Annotated in this window: 22 protein-coding genes; 6 read left to right on the forward strand and 16 right to left on the reverse strand. The window is 42.0% G+C overall.

Translation table 11 applies throughout. The features are described 5' to 3' along the window. Positions 1-76: 76 nt before the first annotated feature. The 3 genes from C9J48_RS03030 to yoaA all read right to left on the reverse strand — a co-directional run bounded on the left by C9J48_RS03030 (position 77) and on the right by yoaA (position 3,151). Positions 77-358 (reverse strand): hypothetical protein, encoded by a 282-nt coding sequence (locus C9J48_RS03030; protein WP_006231136.1) that lies wholly within the window; start codon positions 356-358, stop codon positions 77-79. A 123-nt stretch (positions 359-481) separates the two neighbouring features. Next, positions 482-1,192: a tRNA (adenosine(37)-N6)-threonylcarbamoyltransferase complex dimerization subunit type 1 TsaB gene (gene tsaB, locus C9J48_RS03035; protein WP_006231135.1), complete on the reverse strand. Its 711-nt coding sequence runs from the start codon at positions 1,190-1,192 to the stop codon at positions 482-484. Between the two features lie 15 nt (positions 1,193-1,207). After that, positions 1,208-3,151 carry a DNA repair helicase YoaA gene (gene yoaA / locus C9J48_RS03040; RefSeq protein WP_006231134.1) on the reverse strand — a complete coding sequence of 648 codons (1,944 nt, stop codon included), beginning with the start codon at positions 3,149-3,151 and terminating at the stop codon, positions 1,208-1,210. 235 nt (positions 3,152-3,386) lie between these two features. Here yoaA and purU point away from each other — a divergent pair, with 235 nt between their 5' ends. After that, positions 3,387-4,220: a formyltetrahydrofolate deformylase gene (purU, locus tag C9J48_RS03045; protein WP_006231133.1), complete on the forward strand. Its 834-nt coding sequence runs from the start codon at positions 3,387-3,389 to the stop codon at positions 4,218-4,220. Positions 4,221-4,319: 99 nt separating this feature from the next. Here purU and C9J48_RS03050 read toward each other — a convergent pair whose 3' ends face one another. Continuing rightward, positions 4,320-4,910, reverse strand: a complete 591-nt coding sequence (locus C9J48_RS03050) for a VOC family protein (RefSeq protein ID WP_006231132.1) — start codon at positions 4,908-4,910, stop codon at positions 4,320-4,322. A 429-nt stretch (positions 4,911-5,339) separates the two neighbouring features. On the opposite strand from C9J48_RS03050, the gene argS reads away from it, so the two are divergent. Both argS and C9J48_RS03060 read left to right on the forward strand, forming a co-directional pair. Then, the gene (gene argS / locus C9J48_RS03055) at positions 5,340-7,070 is read left to right on the forward strand and encodes an arginine--tRNA ligase (protein WP_006231131.1); all 1,731 of its coding nucleotides are present in this window, start codon (positions 5,340-5,342) and stop codon (positions 7,068-7,070) included. Positions 7,071-7,288: 218 nt separating this feature from the next. After that, positions 7,289-8,308, forward strand: coding sequence for a GGDEF domain-containing protein (locus C9J48_RS03060; protein WP_006231130.1), 1,020 nt, complete (start codon positions 7,289-7,291; stop codon positions 8,306-8,308). A 170-nt stretch (positions 8,309-8,478) separates the two neighbouring features. Here C9J48_RS03060 and C9J48_RS03065 read toward each other — a convergent pair whose 3' ends face one another. Then, positions 8,479-9,084, reverse strand: a complete 606-nt coding sequence (locus C9J48_RS03065) for a DUF924 family protein (RefSeq protein ID WP_006231129.1) — start codon at positions 9,082-9,084, stop codon at positions 8,479-8,481. 219 nt (positions 9,085-9,303) lie between these two features. Here C9J48_RS03065 and C9J48_RS03070 point away from each other — a divergent pair, with 219 nt between their 5' ends. Beyond that, positions 9,304-9,732, forward strand: coding sequence for an HIT domain-containing protein (locus C9J48_RS03070; RefSeq protein ID WP_006231128.1), 429 nt, complete (start codon positions 9,304-9,306; stop codon positions 9,730-9,732). A gap of 91 nt (positions 9,733-9,823) precedes the next feature. Here C9J48_RS03070 and C9J48_RS03075 read toward each other — a convergent pair whose 3' ends face one another. The 5 genes from C9J48_RS03075 to znuA form a co-directional block, all read right to left on the reverse strand. Continuing rightward, positions 9,824-10,066 carry a FeoC-like transcriptional regulator gene (locus tag C9J48_RS03075; protein ID WP_006231127.1) on the reverse strand — a complete coding sequence of 81 codons (243 nt, stop codon included), beginning with the start codon at positions 10,064-10,066 and terminating at the stop codon, positions 9,824-9,826. Continuing rightward, complete coding sequence (gene feoB, locus C9J48_RS03080) at positions 10,063-12,336, reverse strand: Fe(2+) transporter permease subunit FeoB (protein WP_006231126.1); 2,274 nt, start codon at positions 12,334-12,336, stop codon at positions 10,063-10,065. Before feoB ends, C9J48_RS03075 begins: the two co-directional genes overlap by 4 nt. Beyond that, positions 12,336-12,563, reverse strand: coding sequence for a FeoA family protein (locus C9J48_RS03085; protein ID WP_006231125.1), 228 nt, complete (start codon positions 12,561-12,563; stop codon positions 12,336-12,338). Before C9J48_RS03085 ends, feoB begins: the two co-directional genes overlap by 1 nt. 238 nt (positions 12,564-12,801) lie before the next feature. Continuing rightward, positions 12,802-14,151 carry a murein DD-endopeptidase MepM gene (mepM, locus tag C9J48_RS03090; RefSeq protein ID WP_006231124.1) on the reverse strand — a complete coding sequence of 450 codons (1,350 nt, stop codon included), beginning with the start codon at positions 14,149-14,151 and terminating at the stop codon, positions 12,802-12,804. A 2-nt stretch (positions 14,152-14,153) separates the two neighbouring features. Continuing rightward, positions 14,154-15,047, reverse strand: coding sequence for a zinc ABC transporter substrate-binding protein ZnuA (gene znuA, locus C9J48_RS03095; protein ID WP_006231123.1), 894 nt, complete (start codon positions 15,045-15,047; stop codon positions 14,154-14,156). 95 nt (positions 15,048-15,142) lie between these two features. On the opposite strand from znuA, the gene znuC reads away from it, so the two are divergent. Further along, a complete protein-coding gene (znuC, locus tag C9J48_RS03100) occupies positions 15,143-15,916 on the forward strand; it encodes a zinc ABC transporter ATP-binding protein ZnuC (RefSeq protein ID WP_006231122.1) in 774 nt (257 codons plus the stop codon). Further along, on the forward strand, positions 15,909-16,694 hold the full coding sequence (znuB, locus tag C9J48_RS03105) for a zinc ABC transporter permease subunit ZnuB (protein ID WP_006231121.1): 786 nt from the start codon (positions 15,909-15,911) through the stop codon (positions 16,692-16,694). Before znuC ends, znuB begins: the two co-directional genes overlap by 8 nt. Before the next feature lie 109 nt (positions 16,695-16,803). Here the strand turns inward: znuB and C9J48_RS03110 are convergent, their stop codons facing one another. From C9J48_RS03110 to C9J48_RS03135, 6 genes are all read right to left on the reverse strand, one after another. Then, on the reverse strand, positions 16,804-17,112 hold the full coding sequence (locus tag C9J48_RS03110; protein WP_006231120.1) for a VF_A0006 family four-cysteine protein: 309 nt from the start codon (positions 17,110-17,112) through the stop codon (positions 16,804-16,806). A gap of 177 nt (positions 17,113-17,289) precedes the next feature. Further along, the gene (sucD, locus tag C9J48_RS03115; RefSeq protein ID WP_006231119.1) at positions 17,290-18,162 is read right to left on the reverse strand and encodes a succinate--CoA ligase subunit alpha; all 873 of its coding nucleotides are present in this window, start codon (positions 18,160-18,162) and stop codon (positions 17,290-17,292) included. Further along, a complete protein-coding gene (gene sucC, locus C9J48_RS03120; protein ID WP_006231118.1) occupies positions 18,162-19,328 on the reverse strand; it encodes an ADP-forming succinate--CoA ligase subunit beta in 1,167 nt (388 codons plus the stop codon). Before sucC ends, sucD begins: the two co-directional genes overlap by 1 nt. A gap of 138 nt (positions 19,329-19,466) precedes the next feature. Further along, positions 19,467-20,678, reverse strand: a complete 1,212-nt coding sequence (gene odhB, locus C9J48_RS03125) for a 2-oxoglutarate dehydrogenase complex dihydrolipoyllysine-residue succinyltransferase (RefSeq protein ID WP_006231117.1) — start codon at positions 20,676-20,678, stop codon at positions 19,467-19,469. Between the two features lie 28 nt (positions 20,679-20,706). After that, a complete protein-coding gene (sucA, locus tag C9J48_RS03130; RefSeq protein WP_006231116.1) occupies positions 20,707-23,520 on the reverse strand; it encodes a 2-oxoglutarate dehydrogenase E1 component in 2,814 nt (937 codons plus the stop codon). Positions 23,521-23,630: 110 nt separating this feature from the next. Then, positions 23,631-24,344, reverse strand: a complete 714-nt coding sequence (locus C9J48_RS03135; protein ID WP_006231115.1) for a succinate dehydrogenase iron-sulfur subunit — start codon at positions 24,342-24,344, stop codon at positions 23,631-23,633. Positions 24,345-24,346 lie beyond the last annotated feature (2 nt).

The following is a 24,346-nucleotide window of genomic DNA, read 5'->3' on the forward strand; positions in this document are numbered from 1 at the left end:
TAGGAAATCGTCGAGAGGTATAAACGGTTTGCATTACATAGTGAACCGAGTTCATCTTAAATTTCAGCCAATAAAGCTACACATAGAGATCAACACCAACAAGATTTGATAATTCATCTCTCTTATTTTGATGCATCACACCAAGGTATGAATCCAGCGCTTCTCGATTTATACCTTCAGGTTGATCATATTGAATATTGGCACGTGCATTAAGAATAACATCAGGGCTTGTAGCTGGTTTTGAAACACCACTAGCAATAACAGCAGATTGTGTATTATTCACCACATTAACAGGCTTTGAAGCCTGAGGTTTTTGTTGTGGGTGAATGGAAGGTGGTAAACGAGTAATTGACACCATAATACGCCTCCGATAAACAAAGAAACGAACGTTAACATGTCGAATTTAATCAGCAGTGCTGATTGCTTGTTAATATTCGTTTCTTATCATTATTTCGTGTATCGCCAGCTATCAAAAGACGCTTTATTCGCGACCTGGTAGCTTTTTCCAAGTAACGGTATCACGTACATATACAGGGCTAGCGTCTTCAGCAGAAACCGCTTCACCACGTGCTAATGCATATTTAGCCAGCACAACCATATCTTGTGAGTCAGGATAAAGAATCTCGCCCTTTTGAGCATTAAGATTCAGCTGGCCACGTAATTCAGCATAGCTCTCCCAACCTGTACCTGCCGTTAACCAGATACCTGAATCGGTTTGATTTGCATTCTGTTCTTGTACTAGCGCATCAGGAGCAAGAACTCGCTCTTTACCTTGTAGTAACCAATCACCGTCGATTTGACGTCGATATTGTCCCCAGTAAATTTCACCCATGCGAGCATCGATAGCCGTTAACACTTGCTCTGATTGATGTTTACGGTACGTGCCTTGTGCCATTGTCATCAACGTTGAAATACCCACCATAGGTAAATCAGCACCAAATGCTAAACCTTGAGCAATACCAATACCAATACGAACACCAGTGAAACTTCCTGGGCCTCGACCAAAGGCCAACGCATCAAGTTGAGTCAACTTCACGCCACCTTCAGCCAGAACAGTATCAACCATAGGTAATATTTTAGTTGTATGTTCACGTGGTGCATATTCACAACGTGAGATAATTTCATTACCCATCATAAGGGCTACAGAACAGTTTTCAGTTGATGTATCAACTGCAAGAATTTTGGTGCTCATTCAAGCCTCTGAATGCTAGTGGTCATCATTTAGCGGCGTATCAACACCGTTAACTTCCGACAGAAACTGCCCAACACGACTGATATCACGCGTACGTGGTATCTGTGGTAGGCTTCTTAAAAAGACAGCGCCATAAGGACGCGTGACCAAGCGATTATCACAAATAACAAGCACACCTTTATCCTGCTTATCGCGGATCAAACGACCCACCCCCTGCTTTAGGGTAATAACAGCATCAGGTACTTGTACTTGTGAAAAAGGATCACCACCACGTAAGCGGCAATCTTCAATACGTGCTTTTAGCAACGGATCATCCGGTGCTGTAAAAGGCAATTTATCGATAATAACACAGCTAAGCGCCTGTCCTCTAACATCAATGCCTTCCCAAAAGGCACCAGTGGCGACTAACAGTGCATTACCCCGTTCTAAATACTCTGCTAAAAGCTTTTGTTTCGTTGTCTCACCCTGGACTAAAACGGGTAAATCTAACTTCGCACGAAAGCCTTCTGCTAAGTCTCGCACCATTTGATGAGAAGTACATAAAAAGAAACAACGCCCATTATTGGCTTCAATTAGTGGCGTAAGCATCTCCACCAGCCGATCTGCGGTGCCAAAGCTATTGGGTTCAGGTAAGAACCGAGGCACACACAACAACGCTTGTTGTTGATAATCGAATGGACTTTCTAATGAGAACTGCTGTTTAGGTTCAAGCCCTAAGCGATGGCTAAAATGACTGAAGTCATCATCGACAGCAAGTGTGGCAGAAGTAAAGATCCACGCCCCTTCTTGAAGGGCCATTTGTTCTCTGAATTTTTCAGCCACCGATAACGGTGTGATATGTAAAGTAAAATGACGCGGCGTGCATTCAAACCAATAAGAATAGCCCGTAATAGAAGTATCACAAAGGCGATTCAGACGTGCTTTTAATAACGTGGCACGTTCAAATGCTGCGTCTAACAGTTGGCTGCGCCCTAAGGCTAACTTTAATACATCGTAAGTAAGATCTAGTGCATCATTTAGACGAGTTAATTCACGTTGAACTGCAGGTGTTTTCATCGCATCACGCCAGTTTCCTCGAAAGCCGGGTTCACCTAACACAATCCGCAAATCAAAGGCAGCTTGCGTTAATCTATCAGCTGTCTTTTGTAACTGTCGCATATCTTTAGCTTCAGTCCGATAAGCAATTTCAACGTCTTTGGCTAACTCTTGAAGTTGGCGACTCGATAAGCTCTGACCAAAATATTGGCTCGCGATATCAGGCATTTGATGGGCTTCATCGAAAATAAATACTTCAGCCTCGGGGATTAGTTCACCAAAACCGGTTTCTTTTATCGCGAGATCGGCTAAAAATAAGTGATGGTTTACTACTACCACATCAGATTCCATCGCTTTACGACGAGCTCGTACAACAAAGCAATCATCAAAAGACGGACAATCACGCCCCAAACAATTATCGTTGGTAGAGGTGATCATTGGGATAACAGGGCTATCTTCTGCCACACTATCACATTCCCCCAAATCACCACTTTTTGTCGCAGAAGACCAACTACGCACTTTGATTAACTGACTCAGCAGCGTAGGATCGGCATGTACACCATGGCTTTCTGTCATTTGACGGCTGAGACGATCTAAACATAAATAGTTTGAACGCCCTTTTAGCAACGACACACGCCCCGTAAAACCCAATGACCGCATCATTAAAGGTAAATCGCGGTGAAATAATTGCTCTTGTAAATTTTTCGAGCCTGTACTGATAATCGTTTTTTTGCCACGCGCTAAAGCAGGAACAAGATAAGCAAATGTTTTGCCTGTACCCGTGCCAGCTTCTACTACTAACTGTGTTTTATTACAGATAGCATCATCTACAGCTTGTGCCATGTCAATCTGAGGTTGTCGTGCCTGAAAGCCCGGGATCGCTTTATCTAGGGCGCCTTTGGCGGCAAAAAATGACTTTATCATTCATGGTTATCTATACAGTATAAGATTGAGCATTATGCCAACTTTGTTAATCTGCGACCATAATTAATTAATACAAGTATTCGTTGTTGCCAGTGTAAAACCATAAGGAATAAAGAAATCAAATGCATATCAAAGGCTATTCATTAGCGTGATAGTTCAATTATCTTTTGACCCTGTTATAAATACACGGTACATAGAAGGGAGTTAAATTTAAAAATACTGTTCAAGGATGACCATGGAAAAGAAAACGCTTCTCACCGATTGCCCCGATGCGATAGGCCTTATCTCAAAAATCACGAACATCTGTTATAAACATCAGCTCAACATTGTGCACAACAATGAATTTGTCGATAACACCAACAAGCAGTTCTTTATGCGTACCGAATTAGAAGGATATTTTAACGATAAAACCTTCTTAGCCGATCTGGACCATGCACTTCCAACAGGTAGTCACCGCTGTTTAGTCAGTTCAGAGCGTAAACGTATTGTAATTATGGTCACTAAAGAAGCACATTGTATTGGTGATATTCTGGTAAAAGCGTACGACGGTACGCTTGATGTCGACATCGCCGCTGTTGTGGGTAATTACGATACATTAGGTAAATTAACAGAAAAGTTTGATATCCCCTTTCACCATGTGAGCCATGAAGGGCTAACGCGTGAAGAGCATGAAGATAAATTGCTCGCATGTATTAAGCAATATGAACCAAATTATGTCGTACTCGCCAAATACATGCGCATACTTACGCCTGAGTTTGTAGCTGCATTCCCACACCAAATCATTAATATTCACCATAGTTTCTTGCCAGCGTTTATTGGTGCAAAACCTTACTTACAAGCTTTTGAGCGAGGCGTGAAAATTATTGGCGCAACAGCCCACTTTGTTACCAATGATCTGGATGAAGGCCCGATTATTACGCAAAACGTGATCCCTGTTGATCATAATTTCAGTGCCAATGACATGGCGCGATCTGGCCGTGATGTTGAAAAATCAGTACTCAGTAAAGCACTGGGATTAGTGGTTGATAACCGTGTGTTTGTGCATGGTAATAGAACAATCATTCTTTAGTAACCTAATAGAATGTTTACAGACTCAATAACGAGTTGAGAGTCACAAATAATTACAACTCGTTATTTAACCTTACCTTATGCCTACTTGTTTCGTTATTTAAGCGTATTCGCTGTCAATCACATCTTTTAGTGAACACGGGTGTAATTTGATACACACATCGTTTTTCTTAAATGCATAGGTGGGATTCGCCAAACGCTCTTTTTCTCCAGAAGGTGAACTTGCTTTCAGCTTGATGCCCTTTTCAGAAAGTCGAGACCATTCTTTTTCAAGCTGAGGAAACGCTGACTCTAATACGTCTTTGAGTTCATCTGTATTCTTCGCCTTACCAGGGATCACAAACTCCACATGCTCCCAGCCCTCTTGTGGATAGGTCTTGTCACTTGGGTACGGTAATTCTAAACATTCAATCGACCAAGAACCGACATTTAATGGCTGGTGGAAACCAATTACAATAATAGGGCGACCATTAATCATATTATTTGACCACTCATCACCATACGCTAACCATGCTTGATGAAGTGCCTTCGCGATATCCAAGTCATTAACACGTAATGCGATATGATCCGCTTGGTATTGCTCTAAAGATAATCCTAGTTCATTTGCCAATGCCGTAATACGATCTAAAAAACCGGGTAAATTGGCCAACATTTGCTCAGGATGTAGACCTATGTCTGTTAGCTTCTGCATGTTTTTTCTCCAGTAATTTTTGAATCAGCCAATGAACGCATAATTATCCATAGTTTTGCCATAAGAGGAACCCTCAAACACCATACTACAGACCTTGCTGCATCTTGATTTGTGCATAATTTTCATTCGTTACCCACTCCTTAAAAAAAAACGCAAACAATACCTTTTTCAGGTTGCCAAAACACCTTAATATGTGGGTATTATTAGGGCTATACATATTAATGTATTCAAGATGCTATCTCTTAGTCCAGAGGATGTTCCGTCAAAAATACTCACGTAACGTATATTTACATTAATTGATTAGAATTCTTGTAGCCCTCTTTCGTGATTATTCTTGACGGTTTTGCTTATTGCAACTCTTGAGTACCGTAACGTTTTCATCTCGCTAATCAATATATTAGCGTTACAAACGATTTAAAGGATCTGCGTGTGAACATTCAAGCACTAATTAACGATAAAGTCTCTCAGGCACTAGAAGCCGCTGGTGCACCAGCAGGCAGTCCTGCCGCTGTTCGCCAATCAGCAAAAATTCAGTTTGGTGATTACCAAGCAAACGGTGTAATGGGTGTTGCTAAAAAGTTAGGCACTAACCCTCGCGAATTCGCTCAAAAAGTTATCGATGTGCTAGATCTTGACGGTATCGCTGAAAAAGTGGAAATCGCAGGCCCTGGCTTCATTAATATCTTCCTAGATAAATCTTGGCTTGCAGCACGTGCAGAAGAAGCACTAACCGATGACCGCATTGGTGTTGCTGCTGAGAAGCAACAGAATATTGTTGTCGATTACTCAGCGCCAAACGTTGCAAAAGAAATGCACGTTGGTCATCTTCGTTCAACGATCATTGGTGATGCAGTAGTACGTACCCTTGAATTTTTAGGTCATAACGTTATTCGTGCTAACCACATTGGTGATTGGGGTACGCAGTTTGGTATGCTGATTGCGAACTTAGAACGCGTTCAAAATGAGACTGGCGAAGTTTCGATGGAGCTTGCCGACCTTGAAGGCTTCTACCGCGAATCTAAAAAGCTATACGACGAAGATGAAGAATTTGCCGTTCGCGCTCGTGGTTTCGTTGTTAAGTTACAAAGCGGCGACGAATACTGTGCTGGAATGTGGAAAAAGCTTGTTGACGTTACTATGGTACAAAACCAGATTAACTATGACCGCCTAAATGTATCACTAACCCGTGATAACGTGATGGGCGAATCAATGTACAACGACATGTTGCCTAACATTGTTGCCGATCTAAAAGAAAAAGGCCTGGCGGTTGAAAGTGACGGCGCACAGGTTGTCTTCCTTGATGAATACAAAAACAAAGATGGTGACCCTATGGGCGTTATCATCCAAAAGCGCGACGGTGGTTTCCTATACACAACAACAGATATCGCATGTGCTAAATACCGTTTCGAGCAATTAAATGCCGATCGTGTACTTTACTTCATCGACTCACGTCAGCATCAACACCTAATGCAAGCATGGTCTATTGTTCGTAAAGCAGGTTACGTTCCAGAAGAAGTCACGCTTGAGCACCATGCATTCGGCATGATGCTAGGTAAAGATGGTCGTCCATTCAAAACACGTGCAGGCGGTACTGTTCGTCTGGCTGATCTTCTTGATGAATCTGAAGTACGTGCAGCAAAACTTATTGAAGCGAAAAACCCAGAGCTAGAAGCAACAGAGAAAGACAAAATTGCCAAAACAGTTGCAATGGCTGCGGTTAAATATGCCGATCTTTCTAAGCACCGCACAACAGATTACATCTTCGATTGGGACAACATGTTGGCATTCGAAGGGAACACTGCGCCGTACATGCAATATGCATATACACGTGTAGCTTCTATCTTTAAGCGTGCAGATGTTAATCTAGCAGATCTGACTCATCCTATTGTGATCAACGATGAGAAAGAGCAAGCACTTCTATCGACTCTTCTTCAGTTTGAAGAAGCAGTACTGAATGTTTCTCGTGAAGGTCAGCCACACCTTATGTGTACTTACCTATTCGAGCTTGCGGGTAAATTCTCTAGCTTCTATGAAGCTTGCCCAATCTTAAATGCTGAAGAAGCAGTCAAGCAGAGCCGTCTGAAGCTTGCTCTACTAACAGCTAAAACAATTAAGCAAGGTTTAGACCTTCTAGGCATCGAAACCCTTGAGCGTATGTAATAAATTTTGAGCTCTGGCTAATTATTTAAACAATACAATCTAAAAAATTAAGCCTTCTAGGGTATCTTTAGAAGGCTTTTTTATTATATATTCACGAAACAAATCAATTAGTTCAGCAGAAGTATACCTTTGAGACTTGCTCGGTATTGTTTTTGAGCATTAATACTTATCTTGATAGGCACAATATCAAGTTTTGCGTTTAGACATGGAATTAGGTTATGAGTACAGATAGCTTTGTGGAATCAACTGAAACGTTGAAAAAAACTGTTCCTCTAATGATGAAGCACAAAGTCCCAACAACCCCGACTAACTACGCTCTTTGGTATACGTATACAAAGCAACAAACCCCTGAACTCAATCTAGCTATCGATAAAGGCATTGCTGAACTTGGGTTATGTACACCCACATTATGTGAATCGTTATATCAGGAACACTTAGCCAATCAAACAGAACGAGATGTGCGACAAGTCAAACAGAGCCTTACGGCTATGGTACAAGAGCTCTCACATACAATGGCCGATGCGTTATCTGATACCGAAACATTCCAAGGGGTATTAACAAAAAGTTTTGATCAGCTCGAAACCGCAGAACAAAATGGTTTATCGCTTGACGATACAATGAAGCTTGTTAGAGATCTCATTCGAGAGTCTCGTCAAATTCAAGCTTCAACAGGTACATTTAAAGGTCAACTAAACACCGCAAAAGATGAAATAACCACACTGCGTGAAGCGCTCGCCGAAAGCCAAAAAGAAGCCAATGAAGATGCACTTACCGGTATTTTAAATCGCCGTGCTTTTGAACGAGATTTTCAACATTACATTGAAAACAACACACCACTTAGTTTAATTCTGTTAGATATCGATAAATTTAAAGATTTCAATGATAACTTCGGCCACTTAATGGGCGATCAAGTACTGAAAACCATCGCCCGCCGTTTAAAAGAAAGTTGCCGTGATTATGCTCAAGCTTATCGCTTTGGTGGCGAGGAGTTCGCTATTATTCTTCCTCATAAAATGAAGGCATCGGCACGTCAACAAGCTGAAACATTCAGACGAGCATTTGAACGAATTTCTGTCATTGATAAAAAAACAGGCCAGCGTGTTAACTCAATAACCGCATCTTTTGGCGTTGCAGAAAAGCAGCCAAATGAGTCAGGTGAATGTTTAATTGACCGCGCCGATACCTTTATGAATCAGGCTAAACAATTAGGCAGAAACCGCGTACTACCTTTAAATTAACAATAGCGTTAAACTAACAAAAGCGCTCAACGACATATATTGCATGAAAAAGGTCATCCTAATATTTGAAGCAAAAGAATGACCTTTTCCCTCACAAAGCCGATATAAAGTAAATCGCCTACGCTTAATATCAAGTGCTTTTCTCTCGGTGGTTTTTACCGCTCATCACTTTATTGCCCAAAACGCTGTCCGCCACTGTTTAGCCAATGCATTTCTTCTGGGGTCGACAGTCGACCATGAACAGCATTACGGTGTGGGAAGCGACCAAATAACACAATAACCTCATGATGGCTCACCGCATACTTATAGAAGCCTTCAAAGATCACTGCATTTTCTGGTAACACTGTCTGCCGCAAGCGATCAAAACGAAATACGCACTCTTCCTGATCTTCCTGTGTTTCTGAATGCTCTAATGGTAGATAGAAAAAAACCCGTTCAATTGGCGTTAATTCTTCATCTTGATTTTTTGCTAACCCTCGCTTACAAATAGCAAGAGCCAATGAATCGTAGCGAAATGCTGCACTTAACCCACGGTAAATATTTCGAGTAAACTGATCGAGTAAGATGATAAGTGCTAACGCACCTTTAGGCGTTTCTGCCCACTTGCCTAACTCACCTCGTCCTGCACGACTCACTAGGTCTCTATACTGCTCGGTGATTAATGTATCGGTACCTTTATCACCTTTAAACCACAAGGCGTTCTTATCATTTTTAGGGACTTCACCATCCAACTCACCAAACCAAAAGTCCAAAACTTGCTGATATTCATTAACCATTTTTATCTCCACTCAAGCAACAAAGACTTGTTTAACAAGCTAACCACTCATAAACACCTATTACTCAACAACGCTTATACCTGAATAAATACACCGACAGTTAGCAGAGTCTTAATGTCTTTATTTCAAAGATAATGTCAGAATACCGATGTACCTATTTATAGAAATCGACAATGTTTCAGCTTGTGAGCAACACTGTACTCTTAAGGAATATTTACAATGAGTTTCATACTACATTCGCGATTAGCGTCAGATACCACAATCTTAGGTGATTTACCGCTTTGTCAGGTGCTACTGTCTAAGGAAGCATTAGGGCCATGGTTAATTCTAGTACCGCGCAAAGAAGACTTAACCGAAATTCATCACCTTCCTGAAGATGAGCAGTATCAGCTTATGCGTGAATCAAGCGCGGTTGCTTCGTTATTAGAAAATAACTATCAAGCAGATAAAATTAATGTAGGGGCACTAGGTAACCTCGTTCCTCAATTGCATGTTCATCACATCGCACGCTTTAAGGTTGATGTTGCATGGCCAGGGCCAGTTTGGGGCAATACAGATGGCACACAGCGTGATGAAGAGCTACAACTCGCATTAGCAGAAGATCTTCGTGTAGATCTGAGCAACATAACAGGATTTGTTTCAGCATAACGCTGTCATGATTAACCGTTTATCAAACAGCACGCATTAAAAAGGCAACCCGCAGGTTGCCTTTCATACTCTATTTCTTATATCGCAAAGATTAACGCATAACGGTTACTGATAACTCGTTTGCATCTAAGCATCGGTACCAGACTTCTTTTGCTGATTGGCGACAACCATCACTATCGCAGCCCACTAGCTCTTTACCAATAAGTCCTTTGCGGATCCAAACGGCTAACATTGCTTCAACGCCATCAGCAGACATTCCAAAATGAGTAGCTAAATTACTACGGCTCGAACGCCCATGTTGTTCTATATATTGCTTTAGCTGTTGAAGTATCATAATAATGCCAATTCTTTTTGTTGTTTTTGCCCTTGGTATTTAAACACAATAAACAACCCAACATTAATCAATACAAAGAAAGCTATCCATCCCATGCTACTTACCGGATGGTCAGTGAAATGCGCTACTTGGTAGAAAATAGTTGCAAATGTGTATGCTAACAGCATTGTCCAGCCTGCAATAAATACAGAGAACTTCTGACCAAATTCACGAACATACGCCCCCATAGCAGCCGCACAAGGCGTATATAACAAAATGAATATTAAATAAGACATTGCCGCAGCAGAACTCACAAAGTGCGCTTGAATATTACCAAAGATAGACTGATCGACTTCTTGCTCTTCAGCTGCTGTACTTAAATCATCTAGCTCGCCGACGGTAATACCAAGGGGATCCGAATAGCTAAGATCAGCTAAGTTTGCAGGAATTGATGCTACCGCTTCTTGTAAACTTCCAAATAAATCATACTCTGCGTCTTCATCTACCGAAGGAGCATACAAGCTGTTTAGCGTACCAACTACAGCTTCTTTCGCAAAAATACCAGTGATTATACCAACCGTCGCTGGCCAGTTATCTTCTTTTACACCAATAGGCGAAAGAACAGGTGTTACGATTTGTGCCGCTCTTGATAGCACTGAATTTTCACTGTCTTCATTGCCAAATGTACCGTCAGTACCCAATGAGTTGAAAAAGCTTAGGCAGGCAACAACAACAACAATCGTCTTACCGGCACCAAATACAAAACGCTTTAGCTTCTGCCATGTTTTAATGCCCACATTACGCATAGTTGGAAACTCGTAATCTGGCATCTCCATAATGAAACTGTCGCTCTTGCCTGGATATAGCGTGTAACGAAGAACAACACCCGTCATTACAGCAGCAAAAATACCTAGCACATAAAGACCGAAAACTACGTTTTGACCATTATTAGGGAAAAATGCGGCCGCAAATAAAGCGTAAACGGGTAAACGAGCACCACATGACATAAATGGCGCCATTGCGGCTGCCAGTTTACGTTCACGCTCTTGCTCTAGAGTACGTGTCGCCATAATTGAAGGGACGTTACAGCCAAAGCCTAATACCAATGGTACAAACGCTTTACCTGGCAAGCCGACTTTCTGCATCACCTTATCTAGCACGAAGGCAGCTCGCGCCATGTAGCCAGAGCTTTCAAGCACTGCTAAGAATAAGTACAAACATGCTATAACAGGAATGAAGGTCGCAACAGTTTGAACACCACCACCAACACCATCAGCAATAACCGTCACCAACCAGACCGGTAAATGCCCATCTAATAGATAATGACCACCATCAACTAAGATCGCACCAACACTAATATCAAAGAAATCGATGAATGCACTACCAATATTGATAGAGAACATAAACATCAAATACATAACAACGAAGAAGAATGGTATACCAAATGCGCGGTGTAATAATACAGCATCAATTTTGTCGCTAATGCTTCGGCTTAATTTACCTTCTTGACGACGCACTTTTTGGCAAAGTTGATGTAAATAGGTATAACGCACATCAGCAACTTGAATATCAGGGTCAACTTCAACTAATAATTTATTACGTATATTACATGCTTTACTCTTATCTGTTTCAGATAAGCCATTAATTACCAAGGTATCATTCTCTAATACACGAATAGCTTGAGAACGAGCGTTTAGTTGATCATTAGAAAATAAACTTTCAAGTTCAGCAATTGCTGATTCAAAATTCTTACCGTAATCTAAAAGCATGTCGCCAACCGCTACACCTTGTGCAAGCATTTTATGTAGGCTAGTTTTGAAGGCTTCTACTTGTTTTAAATTGTTTGCTGATAAACATAAAACAGGGCATCCAAGCATTTTTTCTAACGCTTTAACATCCAATACCTGACGCTGACGTTGTAGCACATCCATTTTATTTAGGACGACCACCATTGGGCGTCCTAACTCACGTAATTGCAATGTCATATACAGACTACGTTCAAGGCAAGATGCATCAACCACATTAATAATGACATCAGCTGGTGTTGTTAAAATAGCGCGGGAAGCAATCGCTTCATCTAAACTATTTGCATCATTTGCACTGTCTAAGTTATAGATACCAGGCAAGTCTGTTAATGCAAAATGATCACCAGCACATTGATAGTTACCCGTCTTCTTTTCAACAGTTACACCAGCCCAGTTACCAACTTGCTGCTTTGCACCAGTAAGGCCATTAAATAAAGTTGTTTTACCGCTGTTTGGGTTACCAACAGTTAAAATATTGTATTTCATTAATGTGCCTCCACTTCAATATCTGCAGCAATTTGCTTACGTAAGGCAATATTAACACCACGAACTCGAACCTGAAGAGGATCTCCCAGAGGAGCAAAACGCACAACCGTAATTTCAGTGTTAGGCAATAGTCCCATTACCATCAACTTTTTACGGGTAGCAGTAGGAAGATCAGATAAATGGGTGACAATACCGCTTTCACCGCAAGACAACTCAGACAGTTTCATAGTAAATGACTACCTTAATAAGAATTATTAGTATTTCCACTCAAGATCTTACACATTCAGTTGCATTCTATCTTGTTTAAAATCAATATTTATCAATTCACATATGGATTCATTGATTCCAAAAATGAAAAGTCTTGTTTTAGGAAGTCTTATTCTTCTTTCAAGTATTTTGAATCCATAAAAAAAGCGCACTCAGTGCGCTTTTTCCAATTACGTACTAATACCAATCTAAACAAGTTTAACCAGGCATAACACTCAATAATCTTTGCTTCTCTTCGCTTGCTTCCTGTTTAAACACTGCGCGTGCTTTCCCTGCTATGGGTGCAGCTTGAGGTAACGGTACTTTCATTGCATTCACCGGGCGATTGTTTTTAATCAATTCGAAATGGAGATGTGGACCCGTTGAACGTCCAGTATTGCCACTTAAAGCAATGCGTTCACCCATTTTTATTCTATCGCCAACTTTGACTAAGCGCTTACTCAAATGCAGATAGCGCGTCATATAGTCACGCCCGTGCTTAACGACAATGTAATTACCCGCCAACGCGTGATATCTCGACTTCACCACAACACCGTCTCCTGCTGACAGTATTGGCGTACCAATAGGCACAGCAAAGTCGGTACCATTGTGTGGCGAGATCCGCCCTGTTACAGGGTGCTTACGATTAGGGTTAAACGACGAACTGATACGATAACGTTTCGCCGTTGGGTAACGTCGAAGAGCGCGATTCAAGCTTTGGCCATTCACATCATAAAACTGACCATCGGAGTGACGCATTATGAAAACTTCTCGATTACCACTTAAATAAAAGAGAGCCTTAACATCCCCTCGTCCCACCGATTTACCATCAATGAATTCACGATCAACAGAGACAGCAAAACGGTCACCTTTTCGGGCTTCTCGTCCAAAATCAAATTTCCATTGCAATGCTTTTACGACAGTTTGGATTTGTGACGGTGATAAACCAGCAGCTTGTGCTGAATTATAAAAGCTTCCTGAAACTCGTCCCGTTAAAAAGACTGATTGAATTACACCCGTTTTTTCAACGGCTTTATAGGTATAACCTTTAGGGCCTAACACAAAAGTATCGGTCATTTTTTTATTACGCTGAATAGAAAGCTCTTTCACTTTCCCCTCTTTATTCAACGACCATGTAATGCTTTGCCCTATATGTAAGTTTTGAACTGTTTTATTCGCATCAATTAAGCGATACATGTCGCTTATTGGTATCGCATATTGCGAGAATATAGACCCTAGGGTGTCACCTGATGTGACAGTATGGGAGTGTGCAACATCTGTTACTGCATCAAGCTTCTGCTCTAATTCATCTTTAGGCGCTAAAAACTCAGGATCGGCTTGGTCAATAACGGCACCTAAAGGCTCGCTATTATTTTCTGACAAAATTTCAATATCATCATGAGCGAGTTGAATCTCAACTCGCTGAGTAGACTGAAACGTAGGAGTAGTATGTTTACCAGGTTGCCAAAGAAGGGCAAGAGCCACCAACAATGACGTGGAGGCCAACGCAATCCGATGCTGCCGAGGTAACTGTTTAGCTGAAGAAGTTGCAACCTTGTAAAATTTCATTTTTATTTAAGACACTTGCTAAAACTTTCCCCCAACTCCTCTAGGAATTGGACATAACCTCCCTTGCCCTCAGCAATATTTGTTGCCATCGGATCAAGAGTACCTATCTTCACTTCAGTGCCATTAATTACACTGTTAATAACAGAAGGTGAAAACTGAGGCTCACTAAAGACGCAAGAAGCTTGTTGATCTTGTAATGTTCGACGAATTGAGATTAGCGTCTTCGCACCTGGCCTACGATCTGGCTCTACCGTAAAATGACCAAGATTGTTTAATCCAAATTGTTCTTCAAAATAACCATAACCGTCATGAAAAACAAAGTAGCCATGGTTAGCTACCGGCTTCAACTTATTTTCTAGCGCTAGAATTGCCCCTTCCACCTCTGCAGTGAACTGAGAAAGGTTAGCTTCATATTCATTTTTATGCAATGGATCATGCTTAACAAGCGCGCTAGTGATCACATTTGCAGTTTGAATTACTTGCTTTGGCCCTAACCATAGATGTGGATCTATACCATCATGACTATGTTTATGGTCACCATGGTCGATAACTTTTTCATGATCATAATGGCGAAAATCGACTGAATGCGACTGTGTAATGGCTAAACTGTTCTCTTTTTCTGTTAACAATTTGGTGAGGAAACGTTCCAACTCCGGCCCCACCCATATCACCAAATCAGCATCCTGAATTTTTTTAACATCTGAAGGGCGTAATGCATAATCATGTGGAGAGGTACCCGGGGGTAAAATGCTCTCACTGGTTGTTACACCGTCTACCAGTTCTTGCACAATTAAATTTAATGGCTTCACCGTGGTCACAACCGTAAAGTCTTTTGCTGATACTGTTGTTGAAAAAGCTAACACAATGGCACTACACCACAAGGTAAAGCGACGCATAAGAGTTCCTATAAAAATTAAAGATGACGAGCAAGATAGTGTGATGTTATAATATAACACCTTACTTTTGCAAACCTCTATAAGCATTCTTTTTTATGACAACGTTAGTTGAATTACAATCGGTGACTGTCACTTTTGGTGACCGGCATGTACTTGACCAAGTATCAATGAAACTTGAACGAGGGCAGATCACAACACTGATTGGTCCTAATGGTGCAGGTAAATCGACCTTGGTTAAAGTCATTACAGGACTACGTAAACCTTCTGCAGGACACGTTGTTCGTCAAAAAGGAATTACGATTGGTTACGTACCGCAGAAGTTACAACTCAACTCAACCTTGCCATTAACGGTCGACCGCTTCATGCGTCTAGCTGGTCGCTATGACGAAAATGCAAGGAAGGAAGCATTAACCTTAGTCGGTGGCACTCACTTACATCATAGTGATATGCATTCGTTATCGGGTGGTGAAATGCAGCGGGTTTTATTAGCACGTGCACTATTGCAAAAACCCGACGTATTAGTGCTAGATGAGCCTGTTCAAGGTGTGGATGTAAATGGTCAACTTGAACTCTACAATCTAATTCAAAGCCTTCGCGATATATTAAATTGTTCGATCTTAATGGTATCGCACGATCTACATTTAGTGATGGCAAAAACAGATAACGTTATTTGTTTACATCATCATATTTGTTGTTCAGGTGAGCCCGATACAATTACTAATCACCCTTCATATGTTGCGTTATTTGGTCAACAGCAGAGTGAGCAACTCGCATTATATCACCATCATCATAATCATGATCACGACTTAGCAGGTAGCCCTGTCGGCCCATGCCAACATAATAAACAACACGGACACGATAATGCTTGAGTTTCTTCTTCCTGCGCTTGCTGCTGGTATTGGTATCGCAATTCTTGCGGGGCCACTGGGTTCTTTCGTTGTATGGCGAAAAATGGCTTACTTTGGTGATACATTATCTCACGCATCATTACTAGGGATAGCCCTCGGTTTTCTATTTGATATAAACCTAAACTTGGCGCTAATTATTTGTTGTATGGTGCTAGCCGTTATTTTAGTGAGCTTGCAAAAACAAAAATATGTCGCAACAGATACCTTACTCGGTATTTTGGCACACAGTGCATTGTCGTTAGGCTTAGTGGCAGTGAGTTTTCTTGATCATGTTCGTATCGATTTAATGTCTTACCTTTTCGGCGATCTACTGGCCGTTACAACCGCTGATTTGATGTGGATATACGGCGGGGGGATTTTAGTACTTGGTGCGCTGATCACACTTTGGCGTCCGCTACTCTCAATGACCATCAATGAAGACATGGCACAAGTTGAAGGCGTTAATGTAGACTTAATGCGACTGGCACTGATGTTAATGGTGGGCATGGTTATCGCCGTGGCAATGAAATTTGTTGGCGCATTAATTATTACATCATTACTCATTATTCCAGCAGCAACCGCCCGTCGATTCTCTCATAGCCCAGAAATGATGGCGTGTATGGCCTCTGTCATTGGCATTATTGCAGTATTTATAGGTCTTGCAATGTCATGGCATTATGACACACCTGCTGGTCCTTCTGTTGTTGTCGCAGCAGCTGCGATGTTCATGCTGAGTCAACTGAAAAGAGCAGAAAGATAGCACCGAGTATTACGAATACATTATTGTAAACAAAGAAAAGCCAGCATGCATTGCTGGCTTTTCTTTATTAACGACAAACACAATAGATTAAAAGCATGTACTTAAATACTTAATTAAAAAAGCTACGGTGTTTCTCATTACATGTTTGTTTTACTTTCATTGATACTGCTCTATTTTTTGAATCCGGCAGGTAATCAAGTAAACATTGATTATAGTTAGCATCTTTTTCTGACAGCATGAAGTTATCGACATAAAGCTGATTACAGGCATGGGTTAACATGCTTGCAGCACTCGGATCTTCCGTTCCCGTTACATACTGTAAGACACAATCTTGATACGCTGCTTTATCTTCTTTTGCTTGTAAATTACCCGCAAAAAACAGCAATACAAAGAGTATTTTGTACTTATTCATAGTCATTAAATACACCGTTCAATTTTTAGTGGTTATACTGTAATTAAAATATACTTCTGCTTAACGAACAGTGAATAAACCTCAGAAATACATTTCAGAGCAGGACACACTTCAAATAAAAAAGCCTATCTCAATAATAGACAGGCTTTTTTTATTAGCAATTAGCTATAAAGCAGTGAATGATTACCAACCAGTAACTTCACGCAGTGCTTTACCGATATCAGCTAGGCTTTTAACAGTTTTAACACCAGCTTCTTCAAGGGCTGCAAACTTATCTTCAGCAGTGCCTTTACCACCAGAAATAATCGCACCAGCATGACCCATGCGCTTACCAGGAGGAGCCGTAACACCAGCGATGTAAGAAACAACAGGTTTAGTTACGTTAGCTTTGATGAATGCTGCCGCTTCTTCTTCTGCAGTACCACCGATTTCACCAATCATTACGATTGCTTCAGTTTCAGGGTCTTCTTGGAAGAGCTTAAGAATATCAATGAAGTTAGAACCAGGGATAGGGTCGCCACCAATACCAACACACGTAGACTGACCGAAACCTTCGTCTGTAGTTTGCTTGACAGCTTCGTAAGTAAGCGTACCTGAACGAGATACAATACCTACTTTACCTTTCTGATGAATATGACCAGGCATGATACCGATCTTACATTCGTCTGGAGTAATAACACCCGGACAGTTAGGACCAATCATCACTACGCCAGCTTCGTCTAAACGTACTTTTACGTCAAGAAGATCAAGCGTTGGAATACCTTCAGTTATCGTTACGATTAACTTAATGCCAGCATCGATTGCTTCAAGGATGGCATCTTTACAGAAAGGAGCTGGTACATAGATAACTGATGCTGTTGCGCCAGTTTCTTCAACGGCTTCGCGTACTGTATTAAATACAGGAAGATCAAGATGCGTTGTTCCGCCTTTACCAGGTGAAACACCACCAACCATTTTTGTACCGTATGCGATAGCTTGCTCTGAATGGAAAGTACCTTGACCACCAGTGAAGCCCTGACAAATAACTTTCGTATCTTTATTAATTAGTACAGACATTATTTGCCCTCCGCTGCAGCAACTACTTTTTCCGCAGCTTCAGTTAATGAAGTCGCAGCAATAATATTCAGACCACTTTCCGCAAGTTTTTTCGAACCTAGAGGTGCGTTGTTACCTTCAAGACGAACAACTACTGGTACTTTAACGCCAACCTCTTCAACAGCACCGATAATGCCATCAGCAATAAGATCACAACGTACGATACCGCCAAAAATATTTACAAGAACCGCTTTAACATTCGTATCCGATAGGATGATCTTAAATGCTTCAGTTACACGCTCTTTTGTTGCGCCGCCGCCTACATCCAGGAAGTTAGCAGGCTGGCCGCCGTGTAGGTTTACGATATCCATCGTACCCATAGCCAGTCCAGCACCATTAACCATACAACCAATGCTACCGTCTAGTGCAACATAGTTAAGTTCCCACTGTGCTGCGTGTGCTTCGCGCTCATCTTCTTGAGATGGATCGTGCATTTCACGTAGCTTAGGTTGACGGTACATTGCATTTGAATCAATGTTGATTTTTCCATCAAGACACAAAAGGTTACCTTCAGCAGTAACAACAAGTGGATTGATTTCTAATAGAGCTAAGTCGTATTGAGCAAACATGTTGCCTAGACCCAGAAAAATCTTAACGAATTGCTTAATTTGATCGCCAACTAAGCCAAGTTTAAATGCAAGCTCACGCCCTTGGTATGGCTGAGGGCCAACCAATGGATCAATCGCAGCTTGGTGAATAAGTTCTGGCGTTTCTTCAGCAATTTTTTCAATATCCACACCACCTTCAGTCGATGCCATGAATACGATGCGACGTGTAGCACGGTCTACAACTGCACCTAAATATAATTCATTTGCGATGTTAGACGCTTCTTCAACCAAAATTTTCGTTACTGGTTGACCATTTGCATCTGTTTGGAAAGTGACTAGGTTTTTTCCCAGCCATTTTTGAGCAAATTCTTTAACACCGTCTTTCGTATCATGTATCTCTACGCCGCCCGCTTTACCACGGCCGCCTGCGTGTACCTGACACTTAACAACTTTCTTATCTGTACTAATACGACCAGCCGCTTCAAATGCTTCTTGCGCTGTATCACATGCGAAACCTTCTGGAACTGGCAGACCGTACTCAGCAAAAAGCTGTTTTGCTTGGTATTCATGCAAATTCATGATGTTCTATCCGTTTTATATCCCTTAGGGGGAAGTGTTATATCCATATGAAATACTCTTGGGTATTTCTTCGTCATTCTATCTTCAAGCTTTTATGTAAGCCGGACGTTGAGCCTGTCCGGCTTAGCTTTTTAGATATTAAACGTCTAGCAATAGACGTGTTGGGTCTTCTAGTAGATCTTTAATTGTTACCAAGTAACCCACTGACTCACGGCCATCAACTAAGCGGTGATCATAAGACAATGCAAGATACATCATAGGTAAGATTTCAACCTTACCATCTACAGCCATTGGGCGATCTGCAATTTTATGCATACCCAAAATTGCTGCTTGTGGTGGGTTGATAATCGGCGTAGACATCAGAGAACCGAAGACTCCACCGTTAGTAATTGTAAAGTTACCGCCAATCAACTCATCAACAGTAAGCTTACCGTCACGGCCTTTGATTGCGAGTTCACGAATACCTTTCTCGATTTCAGCAAGGCTTAGTTTGTCACAGTCACGCAGAACAGGGGTTACTAAGCCACGCGGTGTTGACACCGCAATACTGACATCGAAGAAGTTGTGATAAACAATCTCATCGCCATCAATTGATGCATTCACTTCAGGGTAACGTTTTAGCGCTTCAACAACCGCTTTCACGTAGAAAGACATGAAACCTAAACGAATACCATGACGCTCTTCAAAGATATCTTTGTATTGCTTACGAAGATCCATGATTGGTTTCATGTTCACTTCGTTAAACGTTGTTAGCATTGCTGTGCTATTTTTAGCTTCAAGCAAACGCTCTGCAACACGCTTACGTAGACGTGTCATAGGTACACGTTTCTCACTACGCGCAGCAAGAGGCGCTTCGATTTTAGCTTCAGCAACAGGTGCTGCAGCTGGAGCAGTACCATTTTTTAGGTAAGCTTCCACATCTTCACGAGTGATTCGACCGCCAACACCTGTACCTTTAACGGCAGATGCTTCAATGCTGTGTTCGCCAAGTAGACGGCGTACAGCAGGGCTTAGTGCTTCATTCGTTTCTTCAGTCAGTGAAGCCGTATTGCGCTTGTTCGGCGATGATTCAGCTGCTGCTGGCACATCCTTTGTTGGTTCACCGGCAACCGCACCCGCTTTAATCTTACCAATTAACTGCTTAGATAAAACAGTGGTGCCATCAGCTTCAATAATTGCTTCTAAGATACCATCTTGAGGCGCTGGAACTTCCAACACTACTTTGTCAGTTTCAATATCAACTAATACTTCATCGCGTGTAACAAAGTCGCCAGGCTGCTTGTGCCAAGTCGCAACTGTCGCATCAGCAACGGATTCAGGTAAATCAGGAACCAGAATTTCGATCGTCATATCGGTTTTGTCCTTTTGTTTCCAGTTCTTATTCTGTGATAGTCAGAGCGTCTTCAATTAACGCTTTCTGCTGCTTAAGGTGCACCGACATGTAACCCACAGCCGGTGACGCCGATGCAGGGCGACCTGCATAATTCAAATCAGAGCCTGTTGGCAATGCTGAACGGAAGTTATGTTGACTTGAATACCATGCACCTTGGTTTTGAGGCTCTTCTTGACACCAAACATAGTCGGTAACATGTTGATAATCAGCCAATGTAGCTTCAACATCTTCTTTAGGGAATGGGTATAGTTGTTCAATACGAACAATAGCAACATCTGTTTGTTCATTCTTACGACGTTGCTCTAGAAGATCGTAATAAACCTTACCAGAACAGAACACGACACGTTTCACTTGTGTCGGCTCTAGTGCATCCACCTCGCCAATCGCCGGTTGGAATGTACCTTCCGCTAAGTCTTCCATCGTTGAAACACACAGTGGATGACGAAGCAGTGATTTAGGTGACATCACGATCATTGGACGACGCATAGGGCGTACAACCTGACGGCGCAGCATGTGATAAACCTGTGCAGGTGTAGATGGCACGATAACCTGCATATTTTGCTCAGCACAAAGCTGCAAGTAACGTTCAAGGCGAGCAGATGAGTGCTCAGGGCCTTGTCCTTCATAACCGTGTGGCAACAGCATGGTTAAGCCACACATACGTCCCCACTTCTGTTCACCAGAACTAATAAACTGATCGATAACAACCTGAGCGCCGTTGGCAAAGTCACCAAACTGTGCTTCCCAAATGGTTAAACCACTTGGTTCTGCAGTCGCGTAACCGTATTCGAATGCTAACACTGCTTCTTCAGAAAGAACCGAATCGATAACTTCGAATGGACCTTGCTTATCATGCAGGTGCGCTAGCGGCACATAGGTGCTGGCATCTGCTTGGTTATGCAATACAGCGTGGCGGTGAAAGAATGTACCACGGCCAGAATCTTGTCCTGTAATGCGAATACGATTACCGTCATCAACTAAGGTTGCATACGCTAATGTTTCTGCCATCCCCCAATCAACAAGCTTATCACCCGCTAACATGGATAAACGGTCGTTATACAGCTTCTGCACTCGCCCTTGTAGGGTATGGCTTTCAGGGAACTGACAAATACGCTGGCCAAGCTCTTGTAAACGATCACGTTCAACTTTGCTTGCCCAATCAACTGTCCAGTCATGACCAAGGTATGGAGCCCAATCTACTGAATGCAGTTTCATCGGGCGCCATTCTTTAACCACACATTCGCCGCGGTCAAGCGCATCACGATATTCGTTAACAAAGCTTGTTGCTGTTTCTAACTCGAAGATTCCGCTATCAGTCAATGTATCAGCATAAATTTTACGCGGCGTTGGGTGCTTTTTGATTTTCTGATACATCAATGGCTGAGTTGCATTGGGCTCATCAGCTTCGTTATGACCATGGCGTCGGTAACAAACCAAATCAATAACAACATCACGTTTGAATGTATTACGGAAATCAAATGCGATACGCGTAACAAACGCTACGGCTTCTGGATCATCAGCATTAACGTGAAAAATAGGTGCTTGGACCATTTTCGCGATATCAGTACAGTATTCCGTTGATCGCATATCTTGAGGATTGGACGTTGTAAAGCCGATTTGGTTATTCACGACGATACGCACAGTACCACCAACGCGGTAGCCGCGAGCCTGAGACATGTTAAATGTTTCAGCTACAACACCCTGCCCTGCAATCGCAGAGTCACCATGAAGTGTAATCGGCAATACTTTCGAACCGTCACTATCACCTAAGCGATCTTGACGAGCACGAACAGAGCCGACAACAACAGGGTTAACAATTTCTAGGTGTGACGGGTTAAATGCGAGAGCTAAATGCACATCACCACCAGGTGTTGCGAAGTCAGCAGAGAAACCTTGGTGATACTTCACATCACCTGTCCCCCAGCTGTCCCCATGCTTACCCGCAAACTCATCAAACAAGTCTTGCGGTTTTTTACCCAGAACGTTAACAAGCATGTTGAGACGACCACGGTGAGCCATACCAACAACAACTTCACGTACACCCTGACTGCCAGCATGACGGATCAGTTCTTTCATCATTGGAATAAGGGCATCACCACCTTCCAACGAGAAGCGTTTCGCTCCAGGGAATTTTGCACCAAGATAACGCTCAAGACCTTCAGCAGCTGTTAGCTCTTCAAGAAAACATTGCTTTTCATCTTTACTAAACGTACCTGTACTTGATACAGATTCAAGACGTTGTTGAATCCAACGTTTTTCATCCGTATTTGTAATATGCATATATTCTGCGCCGATAGAACCACAATAGGTTTTCTTCAGTGCTGCATATATTTCTGAAAGCTTCATCGTTTCTTGACCAACGGCAAAAGAACCGACGTTGAAACTTTCATTAAAATCATCCTCAGTCAAATTATGGAATTCAGGGGCAAGTTCAAGAACTCGTTCCTGTTCCCACAATCCTAAAGGATCGAGGTTTGCGTGTTGATGCCCACGGAAACGGTATGCGTTAATTAACTGCAATACCTTAACTTGCTTAACATCTACATCTGGATCACTGACGGTAGCGCTTAGATGGGTTGTTTCTTTTGCTAGACGTCGGAAATAATCACGAACACGTGAATGAGGCTGTTCTACAACATTCTCATTAACTACAGGCAAATCACCAAAAACGGTTTGCCATTGTTCATCAACTAATTCTGGGTCGCTAAGATACAACTCGTAGAGGTCTTCTACATAAGTCGCATTGGCGCCAGCTAAGTGTGAAGACTCAAGCCATGCCTTCATAACGCCGTTCTGCATTGTTTTCCCTTAACCACTAGTTATCGCCGTTTTCCCGGTCTCTAAGCCGGACTTAAAAGCTAGCCTTACTAAGTAAGTAGGTCAGGCTAGCATATCGATAATTCTTTTACTTATACCGCTCGTTTAAGCAGCATTGATTTAATATGACCAATTGCTTTGGTTGGATTTAATCCCTTAGGACAAACATTTACACAGTTCATGATGCCATGGCAACGGAAAACGCTAAAAGCGTCGTCTAGATCAGACAATCGTTCATCTGTTGCTGTATCTCGGCTATCAATTAGCCATCTGTACGCTGCCAACAGACCAGCTGGTCCGATGAATTTATCTGGATTCCACCAGAAAGACGGACAAGATGTTGAACAACAAGCACACATAATACAATCGTATAAACCGTCAAGATGAGCACGATCTTCTGGTGATTGAAGGTTTTCACGTGCAGGCGGTATTGCACCATCATCAATCAGATACGGTTTCACTTTCGCGTAGTTCGCGTAAAACTGTTCCATATCAATGATCAAATCACGAATAACCGGCAAACCCGGTAATGGACGAATAACAATCGTTTTATCATTGACTAATGCTGACAACGGAGTAATACAAGCTAGGCCATTCGTGCCATTCATATTTACACCATCAGAACCACACACGCCTTCACGACATGAGCGACGGAAAGCAAGTGTCGGATCTTGTTCTTTCAGCAAAATTAATGCGTCCAGAACCATCATGTCAGAGCCTTCTGGCACATCAAGGGTATAACCTTTCATGTGCGGCGCATTATCAATGTCTGGATTATAACGATAAATTGAAAAATTCAGTTTCATGA

The sequence above is a fragment of the Photobacterium profundum genome, assembly GCF_003026285.1.
GTDB lineage: Bacteria > Pseudomonadota > Gammaproteobacteria > Enterobacterales > Vibrionaceae > Photobacterium > Photobacterium profundum.